Origin of the sequence: Pseudomonas soli, from assembly GCF_021283165.2 — a bacterium.
GTDB classification, from domain to species: domain Bacteria; phylum Pseudomonadota; class Gammaproteobacteria; order Pseudomonadales; family Pseudomonadaceae; genus Aquipseudomonas; species Aquipseudomonas soli.
Window position 1 is genome coordinate 3,822,536 of the sequence record NZ_CP128543.1, and the last position, 16,281, is coordinate 3,838,816.

At 67.3% G+C, this 16,281-nt stretch carries 13 protein-coding genes; 6 read left to right on the forward strand and 7 right to left on the reverse strand.

The window, feature by feature from the left end; translation table 11 throughout:
* Positions 1-83 precede the first annotated feature (83 nt).
* The 3 genes from LU688_RS17665 to LU688_RS17675 all read left to right on the forward strand — a co-directional run bounded on the left by LU688_RS17665 (position 84) and on the right by LU688_RS17675 (position 2,005).
* Positions 84-749: a hypothetical protein gene (locus tag LU688_RS17665; protein WP_038707575.1), complete on the forward strand. Its 666-nt coding sequence runs from the start codon at positions 84-86 to the stop codon at positions 747-749.
* A gap of 128 nt (positions 750-877) precedes the next feature.
* Positions 878-1,501 (forward strand): ferric reductase-like transmembrane domain-containing protein, encoded by a 624-nt coding sequence (locus LU688_RS17670; RefSeq protein ID WP_160290594.1) that lies wholly within the window; start codon positions 878-880, stop codon positions 1,499-1,501.
* Positions 1,502-1,516: 15 nt separating this feature from the next.
* Entirely contained in the window at positions 1,517-2,005 is a 489-nt protein-coding gene (locus LU688_RS17675) for an HvfX family Cu-binding RiPP maturation protein (RefSeq protein ID WP_094011355.1), read from the forward strand.
* 68 nt (positions 2,006-2,073) lie between these two features.
* On the opposite strand, the gene LU688_RS17680 is transcribed toward LU688_RS17675, so the two are convergent.
* The 3 genes from LU688_RS17680 to LU688_RS17690 are packed head-to-tail and all read right to left on the reverse strand — an operon-like array spanning position 2,074 to position 7,724.
* The gene (locus tag LU688_RS17680) at positions 2,074-5,220 is read right to left on the reverse strand and encodes an efflux RND transporter permease subunit (protein WP_160290593.1); all 3,147 of its coding nucleotides are present in this window, start codon (positions 5,218-5,220) and stop codon (positions 2,074-2,076) included.
* A gap of 15 nt (positions 5,221-5,235) precedes the next feature.
* Complete coding sequence (locus tag LU688_RS17685; RefSeq protein WP_094011353.1) at positions 5,236-6,462, reverse strand: efflux RND transporter periplasmic adaptor subunit; 1,227 nt, start codon at positions 6,460-6,462, stop codon at positions 5,236-5,238.
* 59 nt (positions 6,463-6,521) lie between these two features.
* Entirely contained in the window at positions 6,522-7,724 is a 1,203-nt protein-coding gene (locus LU688_RS17690) for a TolC family protein (protein WP_094011352.1), read from the reverse strand.
* A gap of 213 nt (positions 7,725-7,937) precedes the next feature.
* Here LU688_RS17690 and LU688_RS17695 point away from each other — a divergent pair, with 213 nt between their 5' ends.
* The 3 genes from LU688_RS17695 (at position 7,938) to LU688_RS17705 (ending at position 12,316) form a co-directional block, all read left to right on the forward strand.
* A complete protein-coding gene (locus LU688_RS17695; RefSeq protein ID WP_046855067.1) occupies positions 7,938-9,158 on the forward strand; it encodes a putative DNA modification/repair radical SAM protein in 1,221 nt (406 codons plus the stop codon).
* Positions 9,155-9,997, forward strand: a complete 843-nt coding sequence (locus LU688_RS17700) for a TIGR03915 family putative DNA repair protein (protein WP_160290591.1) — start codon at positions 9,155-9,157, stop codon at positions 9,995-9,997. Before LU688_RS17695 ends, LU688_RS17700 begins: the two co-directional genes overlap by 4 nt.
* 150 nt (positions 9,998-10,147) lie before the next feature.
* On the forward strand, positions 10,148-12,316 hold the full coding sequence (locus LU688_RS17705; RefSeq protein ID WP_160290590.1) for a TonB-dependent siderophore receptor: 2,169 nt from the start codon (positions 10,148-10,150) through the stop codon (positions 12,314-12,316).
* Positions 12,317-12,418: 102 nt separating this feature from the next.
* Here LU688_RS17705 and LU688_RS17710 read toward each other — a convergent pair whose 3' ends face one another.
* From LU688_RS17710 to LU688_RS17725, 4 genes are read right to left on the reverse strand one after another with little or no spacing between them, the layout of a single operon-like run.
* Positions 12,419-13,174, reverse strand: coding sequence for an ABC transporter permease (locus LU688_RS17710; protein WP_038706411.1), 756 nt, complete (start codon positions 13,172-13,174; stop codon positions 12,419-12,421).
* Entirely contained in the window at positions 13,174-14,379 is a 1,206-nt protein-coding gene (locus LU688_RS17715; RefSeq protein WP_160290589.1) for an ABC transporter substrate-binding protein, read from the reverse strand. Before LU688_RS17715 ends, LU688_RS17710 begins: the two co-directional genes overlap by 1 nt.
* Positions 14,366-15,187: an ABC transporter ATP-binding protein gene (locus LU688_RS17720; protein WP_046855062.1), complete on the reverse strand. Its 822-nt coding sequence runs from the start codon at positions 15,185-15,187 to the stop codon at positions 14,366-14,368. Before LU688_RS17720 ends, LU688_RS17715 begins: the two co-directional genes overlap by 14 nt.
* Entirely contained in the window at positions 15,184-16,248 is a 1,065-nt protein-coding gene (locus LU688_RS17725) for an acyl-CoA dehydrogenase family protein (RefSeq protein ID WP_160290588.1), read from the reverse strand. Before LU688_RS17725 ends, LU688_RS17720 begins: the two co-directional genes overlap by 4 nt.
* Between the last annotated feature and the right edge of the window lie 33 nt (positions 16,249-16,281).

Sequence of the window (16,281 nt, forward strand, 5' to 3'; positions counted from 1 at the left end):
TAACTGCCATGACCATCCCAGCCGCCCCTTCGTTTTCGGCCCGCCATCAGGGTCGCAGCCATCGCACCAGCCTGGCCGTGGCGATGCCGTTGCTGCTGGCCGCCGTCGGCGCCCAGGCCCTGGAAGTGAACATCGACCCCCATGCCGACCTGCTCTACCGCCAGGCATTGCCCCTGCTGGAACAGGCCGACAACCAGGTCGATAGCGCCAGCCCGTTGCGCACCGCCATTGGCGACCCCGAGCTCAGTCGCCAGGGCCAGGCCATGGCGCACACGCTGCCCACGGCCGTGGCGCTGCTGAAAAAATCCGTCGCCCTCGGCCACCCGGTGGCGCAGTATCGCCTGGCGCTGTACTACACCACTTATTTGCCGGCCAACCAGATCGCCGAGGCCGCCTGCCCCTTGCTCGAGGCCAGCCTCAAGCAAGGTTTTGCTCCACCGGCGCTGGCCATCGCCCACTGGTGCACGGCCTACAATGCCAGCCCGGCCTACCGCGAGGCCCTGGAGGCAGTCCCGAGCATGGCCACCCTGTATGCCGCCTACTATCCGCAGCCGGCCACCCGCCTGGCCTGCAATCGCAGCCGGCCACAGGGCCTGCAGCTGCAGTGGGGCCGCCAGCGTGACTATCAGGCCGAGATCTACCGGCTGCTGGGTGAACTCGATCCACGCCAGCGTCAGACCTTCCTGCAGAAGGCGGTGGAGATCAATGGTTGCGCCGCAGCGCAGCAGCGTCTGACCAGTACCCGCTGAACGCCACTACACAGCGATACATAACACCGCCCTCCTCGACACACTGTCGATACCCCGCCAGCACAGACTTCCGGCCAGCACAGCGCGACGGCAACCCGCCGTCGCCGAGCACGCCGGAAACCCTGCCCATGAAAGCGTTACCACTGCCCTCTGGCTGGAAGCTGTTCCACGCCCTCGCGGCCCTGGCCCTGCTGATGACCGCTGTGGTGCTTGTCGCCCATCCGCTGGGGGCCGATGGCCTGCGCAGCGCCATTCGCGCCACGGCACGCAGCTCTTTCGCACTGTTCATGCTGACCTTCCTGGCCTCGACGCTGGTCACCCTGCTACCCAGCCAGGCCAGCCGCCAATTGCTCCGTGAACGGCGCTACCTGGGCCTGGCTTTCGCCTTCTCGCATACAGTCCATGGCGTGCTGATCTACCTGTATGCGCAACGCTACCCGGAGTTGTTCTGGGCCGGGCGCAGCGCCGTCGCGAACATCCCGGGCGCGGTGGGTTACCTGTTCATTCTGTTGCTGGCCCTGACCTCGTTCAAGGCACCGATGCGCCTGCTCGGCCCACGCCTGTGGAAAGCCCTGCACAGCACCGGCACCTGGGTGCTGGCGGCGGTGTTCTGCCTGTCGTTCTACAAGCGCATCCCCATGGGCGGTTGGTACCCGCTGGCGTTCGCCCTGATGTTCGCCGCCATCACCCTCAAGCTCATCGCCAAGCAGGCCCAACGCTTACGTCGGGCAGCCCCTGCCCTGTCGCACTGACCCAAGGAGATCACCATGCTGACAAACACCCTGACTCGCCCGTTCATGGCCCTCGACCGGGCCGGCAGCTGGAGCGCCGACCTGCCGCTGCGCCTGTTCCTGGCCTGGGAGTTCTTCGAATCGGGCCTGGAGAAGTTCAATGGCGCCAACTGGTTCGCCGACCTGCAAGGCAGTTTTCCGTTCCCGTTCGACCTGCTGCCGGCGGGCCTGAACTGGCAACTGTCGATGTGGGCCGAGCTGCTCTGCCCTCTGCTCCTGTTGCTCGGACTCGGCACCCGCCTGGCCTCGGCGGTGTTGATAGTGGTGACGATGGTGGCGATCGCGGCGGTGCACTGGCCGAACCAGTGGTCAAGCCTGGCGGAACTGGGGCGGGGGTATGCGATCACCGACCAGGGCTTTGGCAACTTCAAGCTGCCGCTGATCTACCTGGTGGCGTTGTTGCCACTGCTGTTGAAAGGCTCTGGAAGGTTGAGCCTGGACCACTGGCTGTGGCGTCGGCGTTGAAGCATCGCGGGGCAAGCCCACACACAGTGAATACTTGCGTGGGAGCGGGCTTGCCCCGCGATAGAGGTTCACGCAGTCTCAGCCTCATCACGCCGGTGCGCCCACTGGTACAACGCCGGCAGCACCAGCAAGGTCAGCGCCGTCGACGACAGGATCCCGCCAATCACCACCGTCGCCAGCGGCCGCTGCACCTCGGCACCGGTACCGGTGGCCAGGGCCATCGGGATGAACCCGAGCGATGCCACCAGCGCGGTCATCAGCACTGGCCGCAAGCGGGTCAAGGCGCCCTCCTCGACTGCGGCACGCAGGCCGCGCCCTTCCTCACGCAGGTTGCGGATGAAGGCGATCATCACCAGGCCGTTGAGCACCGCCACCCCGGAAAGCGCGATAAAGCCCACGCCCGCCGAGATCGACAGCGGAATGTCGCGCAGCCACAGCGCCAGCACGCCACCGGTGAGGGCGAAGGGAATCCCGGTGAACACCAGCAGACCGTCCTTGAGGTTGTTGAACATCATCAGCAACAAGGCCATGACCAGCAGCAACGACACCGGCACTACCACGCGCAGGCGCTCGGCCGCCGATTGCAGCTGCTCGAACTGGCCACCCCAACGGGTCCAGTAACCCGGTGGGATCTGCACCTTATCGATCAAGGTCTGCGACGCCTCCTCGACGAACGAGCCCAGGTCACGCCCGCGCACGTTGGCACTGACCACCACCACGCGTTTGCCGTCTTCGCGGCTGACCTGGTTGGGCCCCAGCTGCAGGTTCAGCGTGGCCACCTGGGACAACGGGATGAAGCCGATCTGCGCAGCGCCCGCGGCGGCACTGGCCGGCACCGGGATCAGCAGGCTCGACAGCCCGTCGACATCGGTGCGCAGCGCCTCGGACAGACGCACCACCATGTCGAAGCGACGGTCGCCTTCGTACAGGGTACCGGCGGTACGGCCCCCCACCGCGATGGCAATGGCATCCTGCACATCGCCCACGTTCAAGCCGTGGCGGGCGGCCTTGTCGCGGTCGATATCGATGGTCAGCACCGGCAAGCCGGTGGTCTGCTCGACCTTCACCTCGGACGCCCCCGTCACTTGCTGCAAGCTGGTGGCGATCTGCGCGGCGGTGCGGTTGAGCACCTCCATGTCATCACCGAACACCTTCACCGCCACATCGCTGCGCACCCCGGAAATCAGTTCGTTGAAGCGCAGCTGGATCGGCTGCGACAGCTCGTAGTTGCTGCCCGGCACGCTGGCCGCCGCCTGCTGCACCTCGGCGATCAGCGCGTCACGCGACTTGCCCTGGTCCGGCCACTGCTCACGCGGCTTGAGCATCACGTAGGCATCGGAAATGTTCGGCGGCATCGGGTCGGAGGCGATCTCGGCGGTGCCGGTGCGGGCGAACACTCGCTCGACTTCCGGCACCCGCTCGATGATGGTCTTCTCCAGGCGCTGCTGCATGTCCACCGACTGCGACAGGCTGGTGCCCGGCACACGCAGGGCCTGCAGGGCGAAGTCACCCTCGCTGAGGCTGGGGATGAACTCGCTGCCCATGCGGCTGGCCAGCACACCGGACAGCAGCACCAGAGTGGCGGCGCCGGCAAAGGCCAGGTTGCGCCGGCCCAGCACCCACTCCAGCACCGGGGCATAACGACGGCGGGCGGTGCGCATGACCACGCCCTCTTCTTCCTTCACCTTGCCGGTGACGAACAGCGCGAGGGCCGCGGGGACGAAGGTCACCGAGAGGATCATCGCCCCCAGCAAAGCCATCACCACAGTGAAGGCCATGGGGTGGAACATCTTGCCCTCGACCCCGGTCAGGGCAAAGATCGGCAGGTACACCACCATGATGATCAATTGCCCGTAGATCAGCGGCCGGCGCGCCTCGCGGGCAGCGGCAAACACTTCGTGGAAGCGCTCGGAACGGGTGAGCATGCGGCCATGGTGCTGCTGGGCATGGGCCAGGCGGCGAATGGCGTTCTCGACGATCACCACCGCGCCGTCGACGATGATGCCGAAGTCCAGCGCACCCAGGCTCATCAGGTTGGCGCTGACCTTGTTGCTGAACATGCCGGTAAAGGTGAACAGCATCGACAACGGGATGACCATGGCGGTGATCAGCGCGGCGCGGATGTTGCCCAGGAACAGGAACAGCACCGCGATGACCAGGATCGCCCCTTCGATGAGGTTCTTCTTCACCGTGACGATGGCCTTTTCCACCAGGTTGGTGCGGTCGTACACGGTGATCGCCACCACGCCCTTGGGCAGGCTGCGGTTGATCTCCTCGAGCTTGGCCGCCACCGCCTGGGACACCGTGCGGCTGTTCTCGCCGATCAGCATGAACACCGTGCCCAGCACCACTTCCCGGCCGTTCTCGGTGGCGGCGCCGGAACGCAGCTCCTGGCCCAGGCCGACCTGGGCCACGTGGCTGACGCGGATCGGCGTGCCGTCGACGCTGGAGATGACGATGCTGGCGATGTCCTCGGCCGAAGCCACCTGGCCCGGAGCGCGGATCAGCAATTGCTCGCCGTTGCGTTCGATATAGCCCGCGCCGACGTTGGCGTTGTTGCGCTCCAGGGCGGCGATCAGGTCGTTGAGGGTCAGTTTGTAGGCTGCCAGGCGCTTGGGCTCCGGGGCGATCAGGTACTGCTTGGCGTGGCCGCCGATGCTGTTGACCTCGGCCACGCCAGGCACATTGCGCAGCTGCGGCTTGATGATCCAGTCCTGGATCACCCGCAGGTCGGTGGCGGTATAGGGTGTGCCGTCGTCCTTCAGCGCGCCTTGCGTGGCCTCGACCGTCCACAGGAAGATCTCGCCAAGGCCGGTGGAGATCGGCCCCATGGCCGCCTCGATGCCTTCGGGCAACTGTTCGCGGGCCACCTGCAGGCGCTCGTTGACCAGTTGCCGGGCGAAGAAGATATCGGTGCCGTCATCGAAGATCACCGTTACCTGCGACAAGCCCGAGCGCGACAGCGAGCGGGTCTGCTTCAGGCCCGGCAACCCGGCCATGGCGGTCTCGATGGCGAAGGTGATGCGCTGCTCGGTCTCCAGGGGGGAATAGCCGGGCGCCGCGGTGTTAATCTGCACCTGCACGTTGGTGATGTCGGGCACGGCGTCGATGGGCAGCTTCTGGTAGCTGTGGATGCCCACGGCGGCCATCAGCACCACGGCGAGCATTACCACCAGGCGCTGCTCGATGGCGAATTGGATCAGGCGTTCGAACATGGAAGGCGTCCCCGGTCAGTGGCTGTGTTCGGCCGAGCCTTTGCCCAGCTCGGACTTGAGGACGAAGCTGCCGGCGGCGGCCACTTCGGTACCGGCGGCCAGGCCTTCAAGGATCTCCACCTGGCCGGCATCACGCCGGCCGGGCTTGACCGGGCGGGCCGCGAACCCCTCATCGGTGCGGGCGAACACCACGGTCTGCTCTTCCCAGGTCTGCAGGGCGCTTTCCGGCACCACCACCGCGGCGTCGAAGCGCTCGACGGTGACCGCGATATTGACGAACAACCCGGGGCGCCAGGCGCCATTGGGGTTGGCCAGGGTGGCGCGCACCGTGGCGGCGCGGTTCTGCTCGCCGAGCAGGCTGCCGACGTAGTTGACCTTGCCCTCCACCTGGGCGCCGAGGTCCGGCGCGCTGACGCTGACGCCACGGCCACTGACCACCTTGTCCAGGTCACGCGGGGCCACGGCGAAGGTGGCCCAGACCCGGCTCAGGTCCGATAGCGTGAAGGCATTGCTGGTCTCGTCCACCACCTCGCCCACGGTCAGGTGCTTTTCCACCACCACTGCGTCGAACGGTGCGCGCAGCTCGTAGCGGTTGCCCTTGCCGGCTGGCGCCACCGCGGCGACCTTCTGCCCGGCGTTGGCGGCGGCGATCTCGGCCTCTTGCAGCGCCTGGCGGGCCAGCAGGTAGTCCTGCTCGGCGCTGATGCGCTCCTGCCACAGCTGTTTTTCACGCGTGAAAGTCAGCCGGGCCAGCTCCAGGCGCCGTTGCGCGGCCTGCTGCTCGCTGCGCAGCTCGGAGATCTGCTGGCTGGCGATCACCGCCAGCACCTGGCCGCGTTTGACCGCCTGGCCCAGCTCGGCCTGCACCGACTCGACCACGCCAGGAACCCGTGGCACCACATGGGCGGTGCGGTCTTCGTCGAAACGGATTTCGCCGGGGAAGCTGATGGCGGTGCCCAAGGTGCGCGGACCGGCGGTGGCGAGCTGCACGCCGGCGGCGCGGATCTGCTCGGCAGTCAGGTGCAGCTGGCCCTCCTCCTCGTCATGCTCCTCGCCTGCGGGCTCGCCGTGGCCGTGTCCGTCGTCCTTCTCTTGGTCATGGCCGTGGCCGGCTTCGCCGTGGTCGCCGTGTTGGGACTGGCCGCTGCCGGCCTTGCCAAGGGTGCCGGTCCAGGCCGCGCCACCGAGGCCGATAACGGCCAGGGCGGCGGCGAGGATGGCGAGCTTGCGTGGGTTGGTCATTGTTGCTCCTGCTGGAAAAGTCGTTGCAGTTCAGGGCCTGCCCCGCGATGGGACGAGGCTCAAAGCTCGCCGTAGATCCGCTCCACCTGCGCCCGGGCATCGGTCGCCTGGGCCAGCGCGTCAAGGTAAAGCCCGCGCGCCTCGATCAGCGTGCGCTGGGCATCGAGCACATCGAGGAAGGCGAACTTGCCCATCTCGAAACCTCGGGTGGCGGTGTCCACCGCCTGCTGGGCGGCAGGCAGGATGGTGCGGTCATACGCCTGCACCTCGCCCATGGCCGTGCCCCACTGCTCCAGGGCACTGCGGGTTTCGCTGCGCAGGCGCAGTTCGACGGCGTTGCGCAGGTCACGGGCCTGGTCGGCGCGGCGCGCGGCGGCCAGTACATTGCCCTGGTTGCGGTCGAACAGCGGCAGCGGCATGGACAACCCCACCACATTGACCCGCTCACGCTCCTCACGGCTGTACTGGCTGCCCAGGCTCACGGTCAGGTTGGGGATGCGCTGGGCCTTCTCGGAGCCCAAGCTGGCATCGCCACGCTCGATATGCGCCGCGGCCAGGCGCCATTCGGCGGTCTGCTCGACCGTGGCCAGCAGGCGTTCGGCCTTGGGCGCCGGGCCTGGCGAGAGCGAGCTGGCGTCGAGCCGGTCGAAGCGGGCCTCGGCGCTGCCGGTCAGCCGCGCCAGGGCTTGGTTGGCCACCGTGCGTTCGGTTCGCGCCCGGCGCACCGCCGCCTCGGCTTGGGCCAACTGCACCTGGGCGCGGGTGGCCTCCACCGGCGAGGACTGCCCGGCGCGCACCCGCCCCTCCACCAACCGCAGGCCGCGCTCGGTCAGCGCCTGCGATTGCTGCGCCAACTCCAGCGCGGTCTGCGCCCGCAAGGCGGCATGGAAAGCCTGGATCACATCGGCGCGCAGGCTGTTGCGCTGACGCTCGAGCTCCAGGCGAGCGACCGCTTGGCCGGCCTCGGCGACCTCGATCCGCGCACCGCGCTTGCCGCCCAGCTCCAGGGCCTGACTGAGAGTCACGGTGGTGGTACTGGTGTCACGGCGGGTGTCCTCTACCTCCCACGACAGCTCGGGGTTGGGAATCAGCCCGGCCTGACGGCGCTCGCCTTCGGCGATGCCGATCTCGCGGCCGATGGCGGCAAAGTCCGGGTTCTGGGCAAAGGCGGCGTCGAGCGCCTGGTCCAGGCTCAGGCCCTCGGCGCCGGCAGGGCCGGCCAGCAACAGGCAGAGCAAGGCGATCTTGCGGGGGATGGGCACGGCGGAAGTCCTCGTCGACAAGCGGCGGAATGCTTTGGCGAGGGACTTTAGGGAGCATTGGTTATCTGGGGGGTGGCATGAAGATTACAATTCTGTAATCGAGCGCTCGGGCGTTCCATGGGGGACTTGGCAGCGCCTGGCCGATCAGAAGCCCTTGCCATCAGACCAATCCCGAAATACTGTATGAATATTCAGTATTCAGCGGAACACCCCATGCAACTCATCGCCAAACTCGGCATCCTCGCCGACGCCGCCAAGTACGACGCGTCCTGCGCCAGCAGCGGCGCGCCCAAGCGCAGCTCGCGCGGCCGCGACGGCCTCGGCGCCACCGATGGCATGGGCATCTGCCACAGCTACACCCCCGATGGCCGCTGCGTGTCGCTGCTCAAGGTGCTGCTGACCAACTTCTGCCTGTACGACTGCCAGTACTGCGTCAACCGCCGCTCAAGCAACGTGCCCCGGGCACGCTTCAGCCCCGAGGAGGTGGTGCGCCTGACCCTGGACTTCTACCGGCGCAACTGCATCAGCGGCCTGTTCCTCAGCTCAGGCATCATCCGCTCCGCCGACTACACCATGGAGCAGCTGATCCGGGTGGCGCGCCTGCTGCGCGAAGAACACGCCTTTCGCGGCTATATCCACCTCAAGACCATTCCCGACGCCGACCCGCTGCTGATCGAGGAAGCCGGGCGCCTGGCCGACCGGCTGAGCGTGAACATCGAACTGCCCACCGATGCCAGCCTTCAGCGCCTGGCCCCGGAAAAGCGCGCCAGCACCATCCGCCAGGCGATGGGTGTGATCCACCACGGCCAGCAGGCCGTCGCCGGCGAGCCGCGGGCACCGCGCTTCACCCCCGCCGGGCAGAGCACCCAGGTGATCGTCGGCGCCGACGCCACCGACGACAGCACCTTGCTGCGCAACGCCGAGTCGCTGTATCAAGGCTATGGGCTCAAACGGGTCTACTACTCGGCCTTCAGCCCGATCCCCGACAGCCCCTCCAGCGTGCCCCTGGCCGCACCGCCGCTGCTGCGCGAACACCGCCTGTACCAGGCCGACTTCCTCCTGCGCGGCTACGGCTACAAGGCCGGTGAACTGCTGGGCGAGGCCGGTAACCTGGCTTTGGACATCGACCCCAAGCTGGCCTGGGCGCTGGCCAACCGCGAGGTCTTCCCGCTCGACGTCAACCGCGCCGAGCCGGCGTTGCTGGCGCGCATCCCCGGTATCGGCCTACGCAGCGTGCAGCGCCTGGTCGCCCTGCGCCGGGAGCGGCGCATCCGCTACGACGACCTGATCCAGTTGCGCTGCGTGCTGGAGAAGGCCCGCCCGTTCATCGTCACCAGCGACTACCGCCCGGCCCAGGCCGAGCTGCGCAGTGGCCTGCTGCGGGCCCGCCTGCGTGAACCCCAGGCGCCTGTGCAGATGGGGCTGTGGGGATGATCGCGCTGGATTGCGGCGATGATTTCGCCACCTGGCGCGACCAGGCCCGCCAGCTGCTCGGCCACGGCATCGACCCGGCCACGGTGACCTGGGGCCAGACCTGGATGGATGACTTGCTGGCCGTGCCTACGCCCCTGCCCGCAGGCCCCGGTCCGTTCCACGCCCGCGTGCCGGCGACGCTGCTGGCCCAGCTGGAACAGGCCGGGCGCTACCGCGGCGAGCAGCGCTGGAACCTGTTGTACGAGGTGCTGTGGCGCGTCGCCCATGGCGATCGCACCGCGATGCTGGCCGGCGACCGCCTGGGCAGTGAGCTGCAACGGCGCATCCGTCAGGTCGGCCGCGAGGCTCATCACCTGCATGCCTTCGTGCGCTTCGTGCCACTGCCCGAGGCGCTGGCCGAGCAGCTGCAACTGGATCTGGTGGCCTACCACGAGCCCGCGCATGACATCCTCGACAGCGCCAGCGCGTACTTCGCCGAACGCCTGGGCCGCCAGCGCTGGCTGATCGCCACGCCCCACGACGGCATCCGCTACGACGGCGCGCAACTGGACTACCGCCGCCAGTGCCCGCAAGACTGGCGGCAATGGGCGCGCAACGCCGACGACCCGGGGGCCGAACTGTGGCTGGCCTACTACCGGCACACCTTCAACCCCGCCCGGCTCAACCCCGGCGCGTTGCGCCAGCATCTGCCCGGACGCTTCTGGCGTCATCTGCCCGAGGGTCCGCTGATCCCCGAGCTGGTGGGCCAGGCACGGCACGGCAAGCAACGAGACGGCCAGGCGCTGGAAATAGGCAGGCAACAAGGTAAACGGATTGGCGCAGGTGGCACCGATCGATAGGTGTGGCTGTGGGCAAACCAATCTATTCGAATGGAAAAATGTGAAAATTTCATCATTTTCAATTCATACGCCCTGTTCTTGATCGGGCAATCCCGACATACTTATTGCTAATCGTTCTCATAAGCACTAGTAATAAGGATAAAGCTCGGCATGTCATCGCTCCCCTCGCCCCACCGTTTCGCGCCCTCCCGCAACCTGCTGGCCATGGCCATCTGCATGGCGACCCTCACCCCCGCGCTGGCAGCCGAACAGGCCCCCGCCGTGATCGAGCTGGGCGCCACGGCCATCGACGACAGCAGCCTGGGCAGCACCACCGAGGGGTCGAAGTCGTACACCACTGGCGCCATGTCCACCGCCACCAAGCTGCCGCTGACCATGCGCGAAACGCCTCAGGCGGTGACGGTGATCACCCGCCAGCGCATGGACGACCAAGGCATGACCAGCATCAACGACGTCGCCAGGTACACCCCGGGCCTGTTCCTCAACCAGTCCAACGGCCCGGGCCGGCAGACCTACAAGGCCCGTGGCTTCGACGTCGACAACATCATGTACGACGGCATCCCCAGCGCCTACACCGGCTGGGTGGTCGGCGCCCAGCCGAACCTGGCGATGTTCGACCGGGTGGAAGTGGTGCGCGGCGCCACCGGCCTGGTCACCGGGTCAGGCACGCCCTCGGCGGCCATCAACCTGGTGCGCAAGCGCCCGTTGGCGGAGCAGAAAGTCACCCTCACCGGCGCCGCCGGCAGCTGGGACAACTACCGCGGCGAACTGGACGCCTCCAGCCCGCTCAACGACAGCGGCACCCTGCGCGGCCGCGTGGTGGCCTCGTACCAGGACGCCAACGGCTTCCGTGACGGCCAGCAGGAGGACCACGGGCTGTTCTACGCGATCACCGAGGCCGACCTGAGCGAAGACACCACCCTCACCCTCGGCCTCTCCCACCAGAAGGACAAGACCAACGTATTCTGGGGCGCGATCCCCACTGCCCTCGACGGCCATCACCTGGACCTGCCGCGCTCCTACAATCCGGCCACCGACTGGGAGGTCAAGGACCAGGAGATCAATACCCTGTTCGCCGAGGTGCGCCAGCGCCTGGCCAATGACTGGAAGCTGCAGGTCAACGCCACCTACAGCGAGCAGAACGCGCTGTTCCGCGGCTCCTACCAGTCGCGCTGGGACCTGGCCAAGCCGCTGAGCCGCACGGTCTACCAGTCGGCCCACGACGAGAACCAGCTGGGCCTGGACACCTTCGCCAGCGGCCCGTTCGAGGCATTCGGGCGCACCCACGAGCTGGTGGTCGGCGCCAGCAAGCGCATCTACGACATGAGCGAGCGCAACTACAGCCCCTACGACATGGACTACCCCATCGACGGCGGCAAGCCCGACTTCCTGCACACCAGCAGCAGTCGCTACCTGATCAACCAGGAAGGCGTGTACACCACCAGCCGCCTGAGCCTGGCCGACCCGCTCAAGCTGATCCTCGGCGGGCGCCTGGACTGGTACGACTACGACAAGCGCGGCAGCAACGATGGCGACTACAAGGTGACCCGCAACGTCACCCGCTATGCCGGCCTGATCTACGAGCTGGACGAACACCACTCGGTCTACGCCAGCTATACCGATATCTTCCAGCCACAGGACAGCCAGGACAGCAGCGGCAAGCCGGTACGGCCGATCGAAGGCAAGAACTACGAGGTAGGGATCAAGGGTGAATACTTCGATGGCGCGCTCAATGCCAGCCTTGCCGTGTTCCGCATCGACCAGGAAAACCGCGCGGTCGAGGTGAACGACAAGAGCGTCTGCAGAGCGGGCCAGTTCACCTGCTACGAAGCCTCCGGCGAGGTGCGCAGCCAGGGTATCGACTTCGAGGTGCAGGGCGCGCTGACCGAGCAATGGCAGATCGGTGCCGGCTACACCTACGCCCGCGTGCACACCATCAAGGACGCCAAGAACCCCGCCAACGTCAACAAGCCGCTGTCCTCCGACACCCCCGAGCACCAGCTCAAGCTGTTCACCACCTACCGCTTCCAGGGCCCGCTGGAAAAACTGCGCGTTGGTGGCGGCGTCACCTGGCAGAGCCGCATGTACAACGATTTCAGCGTGGCCGATGGCGGCCGCTACCGCCTCGAGCAAGGCGCCTATGCGGTGACCGACCTGATGGCCGGCTACGCGGTCAACCAGCACCTGGACCTGCAGCTCAATGCCAACAACGTGTTCGACAGGAAGTACTACTCGTCGATTTCCAGCTCGGTGAACTACGGGGGCGACACCTTTGGCGATCCGCGCAACCTGATGCTGACCGCCAAGTACAGCTTCTGACCTGCTCAGGCGCAGGGATGCGCCTGAAATCCTGGTTGAACGCAGAGTTTGTAGGCGCTGCGTTATGCCGCCCCCACCAATCCAGGCCCGCGCTCTCGTTCTTCAGGCATGCACCCAGCGTCGATGCAGCGCCCGCGCCAACGTGTCGAGCATGAACCCCAGTGCACCGATCAGCAGCACCATCGCCATCAGCTCCGAATAGGCCAGCCGGTCGCGGGTGTCGAGGATGAAATAGCCAAGCCCTGCACTCACCCCGAGCATTTCGCACGGCACCAGCACGATCCACAGGATGCCGATGGCCAGGCGCACGCCGGTCAGCACATGGCCGATCACCCCGGGGATGATCACCTTGCACAACGTCTCCCAGCGCGTGGCGCTGAGGCTGCGGCTCAATTGCAGCCAGCGCGGGTCCAGCTGACGCACCCCGGCGGCGGTGTTGAGCAGGATCGGCCACAGCGCGGCGAAGGCCAGCAGGAAGTAGATCGGCTGGTCGCCCACGCCCATCAGCATCACCACCACCGGCATCCACGACAGCGGCGAGATCATGCGCAGGAACTGGAACGCCGGCGTGGTCGCCGCCTCCAGGTGGCGATAGCTGCCCACCAGCAGGCCCAGCGGCACGCCGATCAGCAGCGCCAGCAGCAGGCCGACGAGGATACGCTCGAGGCTCACCCAGATATGCCCGTAGACCTCGCCCTGCCCCAGCAGCTCGATCAGGCTTTGCAGCGTGGCCTGGGGCGCGAAGCGCGCCGACAGGCCATCGGCGGCGCCGAACAGGCGCACCCCCGCCCACCACAGCAACAGCAGCGCCGCCAGGCCCGCCAGGCCCAGGGCGCCATGCACGAAATGCCTGCGCATCAGACCGCGAACTCCTCGCTACGCTGGAAGTTCTCGGCAGTGCCGAACGCCGCCGGGCCACCCACCTCGGCAATGGCGTTGCGCACGAATCGATCGTCCACCAGGTCGCGGGCGGTCTGGGCCGGGTCGAGGGCGGCAAGGAAATCGCTCTCGCCGACGATCAGGGTGTTCTTCAGGCGCTTGACCAGCTCCTCGGTGTAGCTGGGGAACGGATAAGGCTGGAAGTCGATGCGTTTCTCATCCCACTGCTGGTGCTGGATCGCGCCGCTGGCGATGTAGCCGGCACGGTCATCGACCGATGGCGCCAGTACCTTGGTCAGTACCGCAGGTTCGTGCGGGGTGTACTTGTTAGGGCCGGCCTTGGACAGCAACGCCGCAGCCTCGGCGCGGTGCTCGCGGGTCCAGTGCTGGGCCTTGACGATGGCGTTGACCACCTTCTGCGACCACTCCGGGCGATTGTTCAGGTCATGCTCGTGCATGAACACCACGCAGCAGGCGTGATTGCGCCAAACGTCGCCGGTAAAGCGCTGCACGCGGCCGACCTTGAGGTTCTCGGCCAGGGCGTTGAACGGTTCGGCGACGATATAGCCGGCGATGCGCTTGCTGGCCAGGGCCGGCGGCATGTCCGAAGGAGGCAGCACCAGCAGGTTGACTTCGTTGTCCGCCAACTGCGCGGTGGCGGGCTTGGACACAGGCTTCAGGCCGTTGTCGGTGAGCATCTGCTGCAGCACCACGTTGTGGATCGAGTACCAGAACGGAATGGCCACGGTCTTGCCGCCGAGCTGCTTCATGTCGGTGATGTCCGGGGCCACGGTCAGGCCCGAGCCGCCGACGTGGTTCCAGGCCACGACCTTGGCCGGCACCTTGCTGCCGTAGCGCGCCCACACGGTCATCGGCGACAGCAGGTGGATGACGTTGACCTGCCCGGAGATGAACGCCTCGATCACCTGGGCCCAACTGCGCAGCAGCACCGGGCGCTCGGCCTTGATGCCCTCGGCCTCGAACAGGCCGTTGTTGTGCGCCACCAGCAGTGGCGTGGCATCGGTGATCGGCAGGTAGCCGATGCGCACCGGCGCGTCCGGCTCGGCGGCGGCGCGGGCCTGCAGGCTCGACAGCAATGGCACGGCGCCGGCGGCGGTGAGCATGGCGCTGAGCTTGAGAAAATCGCGACGGGACGTGGTGGAACAGCAGTCATCCATGCACATGGACAGCCTCCGAGGGCAAGGGGGATGGAGTGGGTTCGGCTGTGCGGCTTGCCCGCCGAAGGGTCTTGAGGATTTCGATACGCAGCGCGCCCAGTTCCTCGACCCGCTGCGCGCGCGGCTGCGGCAGGTCGATGTGCCACTGGCCGAGGGTGCGCGCCGGGTGGTTGCCCAGTAGCAGCACGCGATCGGACAGCAGCAGGGCTTCGTCGATATCGTGGGTGATCAGCACGGCGGCGGTATTGTGGGTGGCGATCAGTTGCAGCAGCAGTTGCTGCATGTCGGCGCGGGTCACCTCGTCCAGCGCGCCGAATGGCTCGTCCAGCAACAGCACCTCGGGCTGGCGCGCCAGGCAGCGGGCCAGCGCGGTGCGCTGGGCCATGCCGCCGGACAACTGCGCCGGGTACTGGCCTCGGGCGTGAGCCAGGCCCACCGCGTCGATGGCGTGGTCGATCCGTGCGCGCCGCTCGGCCGCCGGCAGCTTGGGCTGGCGGGCGAAGTCGAGGCCGAAGGCGACGTTCTTCTCCAGGCTCAGCCAGGGCAGCAGGCTCGGGTCCTGGAACGCCACCGCCAGGCGCGGGTGCGGCCCCTGCAGCGGCTCGCCGCGCAGCTGCACGCTGCCGCCACGGGCCTGCTGCAGCCCGGCCAGCACGCGCAAGAGGCTGGACTTGCCGACCCCGCTGGGGCCAAGGATGGTCACCACCTCGCCCGGCGCCAGCGCCAGGTCGAACTGCTCCAGCACCGCCTGCCAGCCACCGTCGCGCGGGTAGCCCAGGCTGATGTCACGGGCTTCGAGCAGCACCTCGGTCATGCGCTGGCCGCCTGGCGTTGCAGTTCGGCGCGCAGCTGCACCAGGCTCGGGGTGACGATCGGCACGAACGCCGACTCGCGCCAACGCCGGGCGAAGCCTTCGCCATAGGCCGTCAGGTAGGCCTTGCCACCGCTGGCCTGAAGTTCCAGCTGCACGGCGTCGGCGGCACATTCGGCGAGGGTGATGCGCAACTTGAACAAGGCGGCCGGTTGCCCCTGGAAGCGCCCGTCGAGCAACCCCTGCTTGAGCTCGCCGACGGTATTCTCCAGGCGTTCCTTGAGCACCTGGCGGGCCTCTTCGAGGAACGAGCCACGACTCTGCAGGTGCTCCTGCACTTCATCCAGCGCACGCCGGGCAAGGCCCATGGCCATGCCGCACTGCAACGCCAGGAACGCCGGGCGCACCTTGGGCAGGAATTCGCGGGCGTTGTCATGCAGCAGCCAGTCGCGGGCCAGTGGCACCTGGTGGAACGCCAGCGCCGCGGTGTTGCTCGACTGCAGACCCATCAGTTGCAGATCGTCGGAGCGCTCCAGGCCCGGCGCGTTGGAGGGAATGGCAACCACGAACGGTGCGCCGCCGGCGTCATCCTCGATGGCCGCCGCCACCACGAAACCGCGCTTGCGCAGGTTGGTCACCCAATGCAGCCGACCTTCGAGGTTCCAGCCATCGGCCGCGAGGCGGCCACGCACCTGCAAGGCCTCGATGCCGGAGAGAAACTTCATGGCATTGGACAGGCCGGTGGCCCCGGCGAGTTCGCCCTTGAGCAAGTCGGGCATCAGCCGTTTGCACAGCTCCCGGTTGGGGCTTTGCAGCAGGTATTCGATGAAGGCGCGCTGGCCCCAGCAGACGAAGGCCGCGGCCAGCGAACGGCTGGCGATGGCGGCAATGGCCTCGACCGCCTCGCTGACGTCGCCGCCCGTGCCACCCAGGGCCGGGTCGACGCCGATACGCAGCAACTGCGACTCGGCGATCTGCGCCAGCACCAGGTGCGGATCGCACTGGCCCTGGTCGATGGCCTCGGCATTGGCATCCAGCCACTGTCCAAATGCATGGTCAAGCATGTCCCTAACTCCTTGTGAAACGCCGGGCGCGCC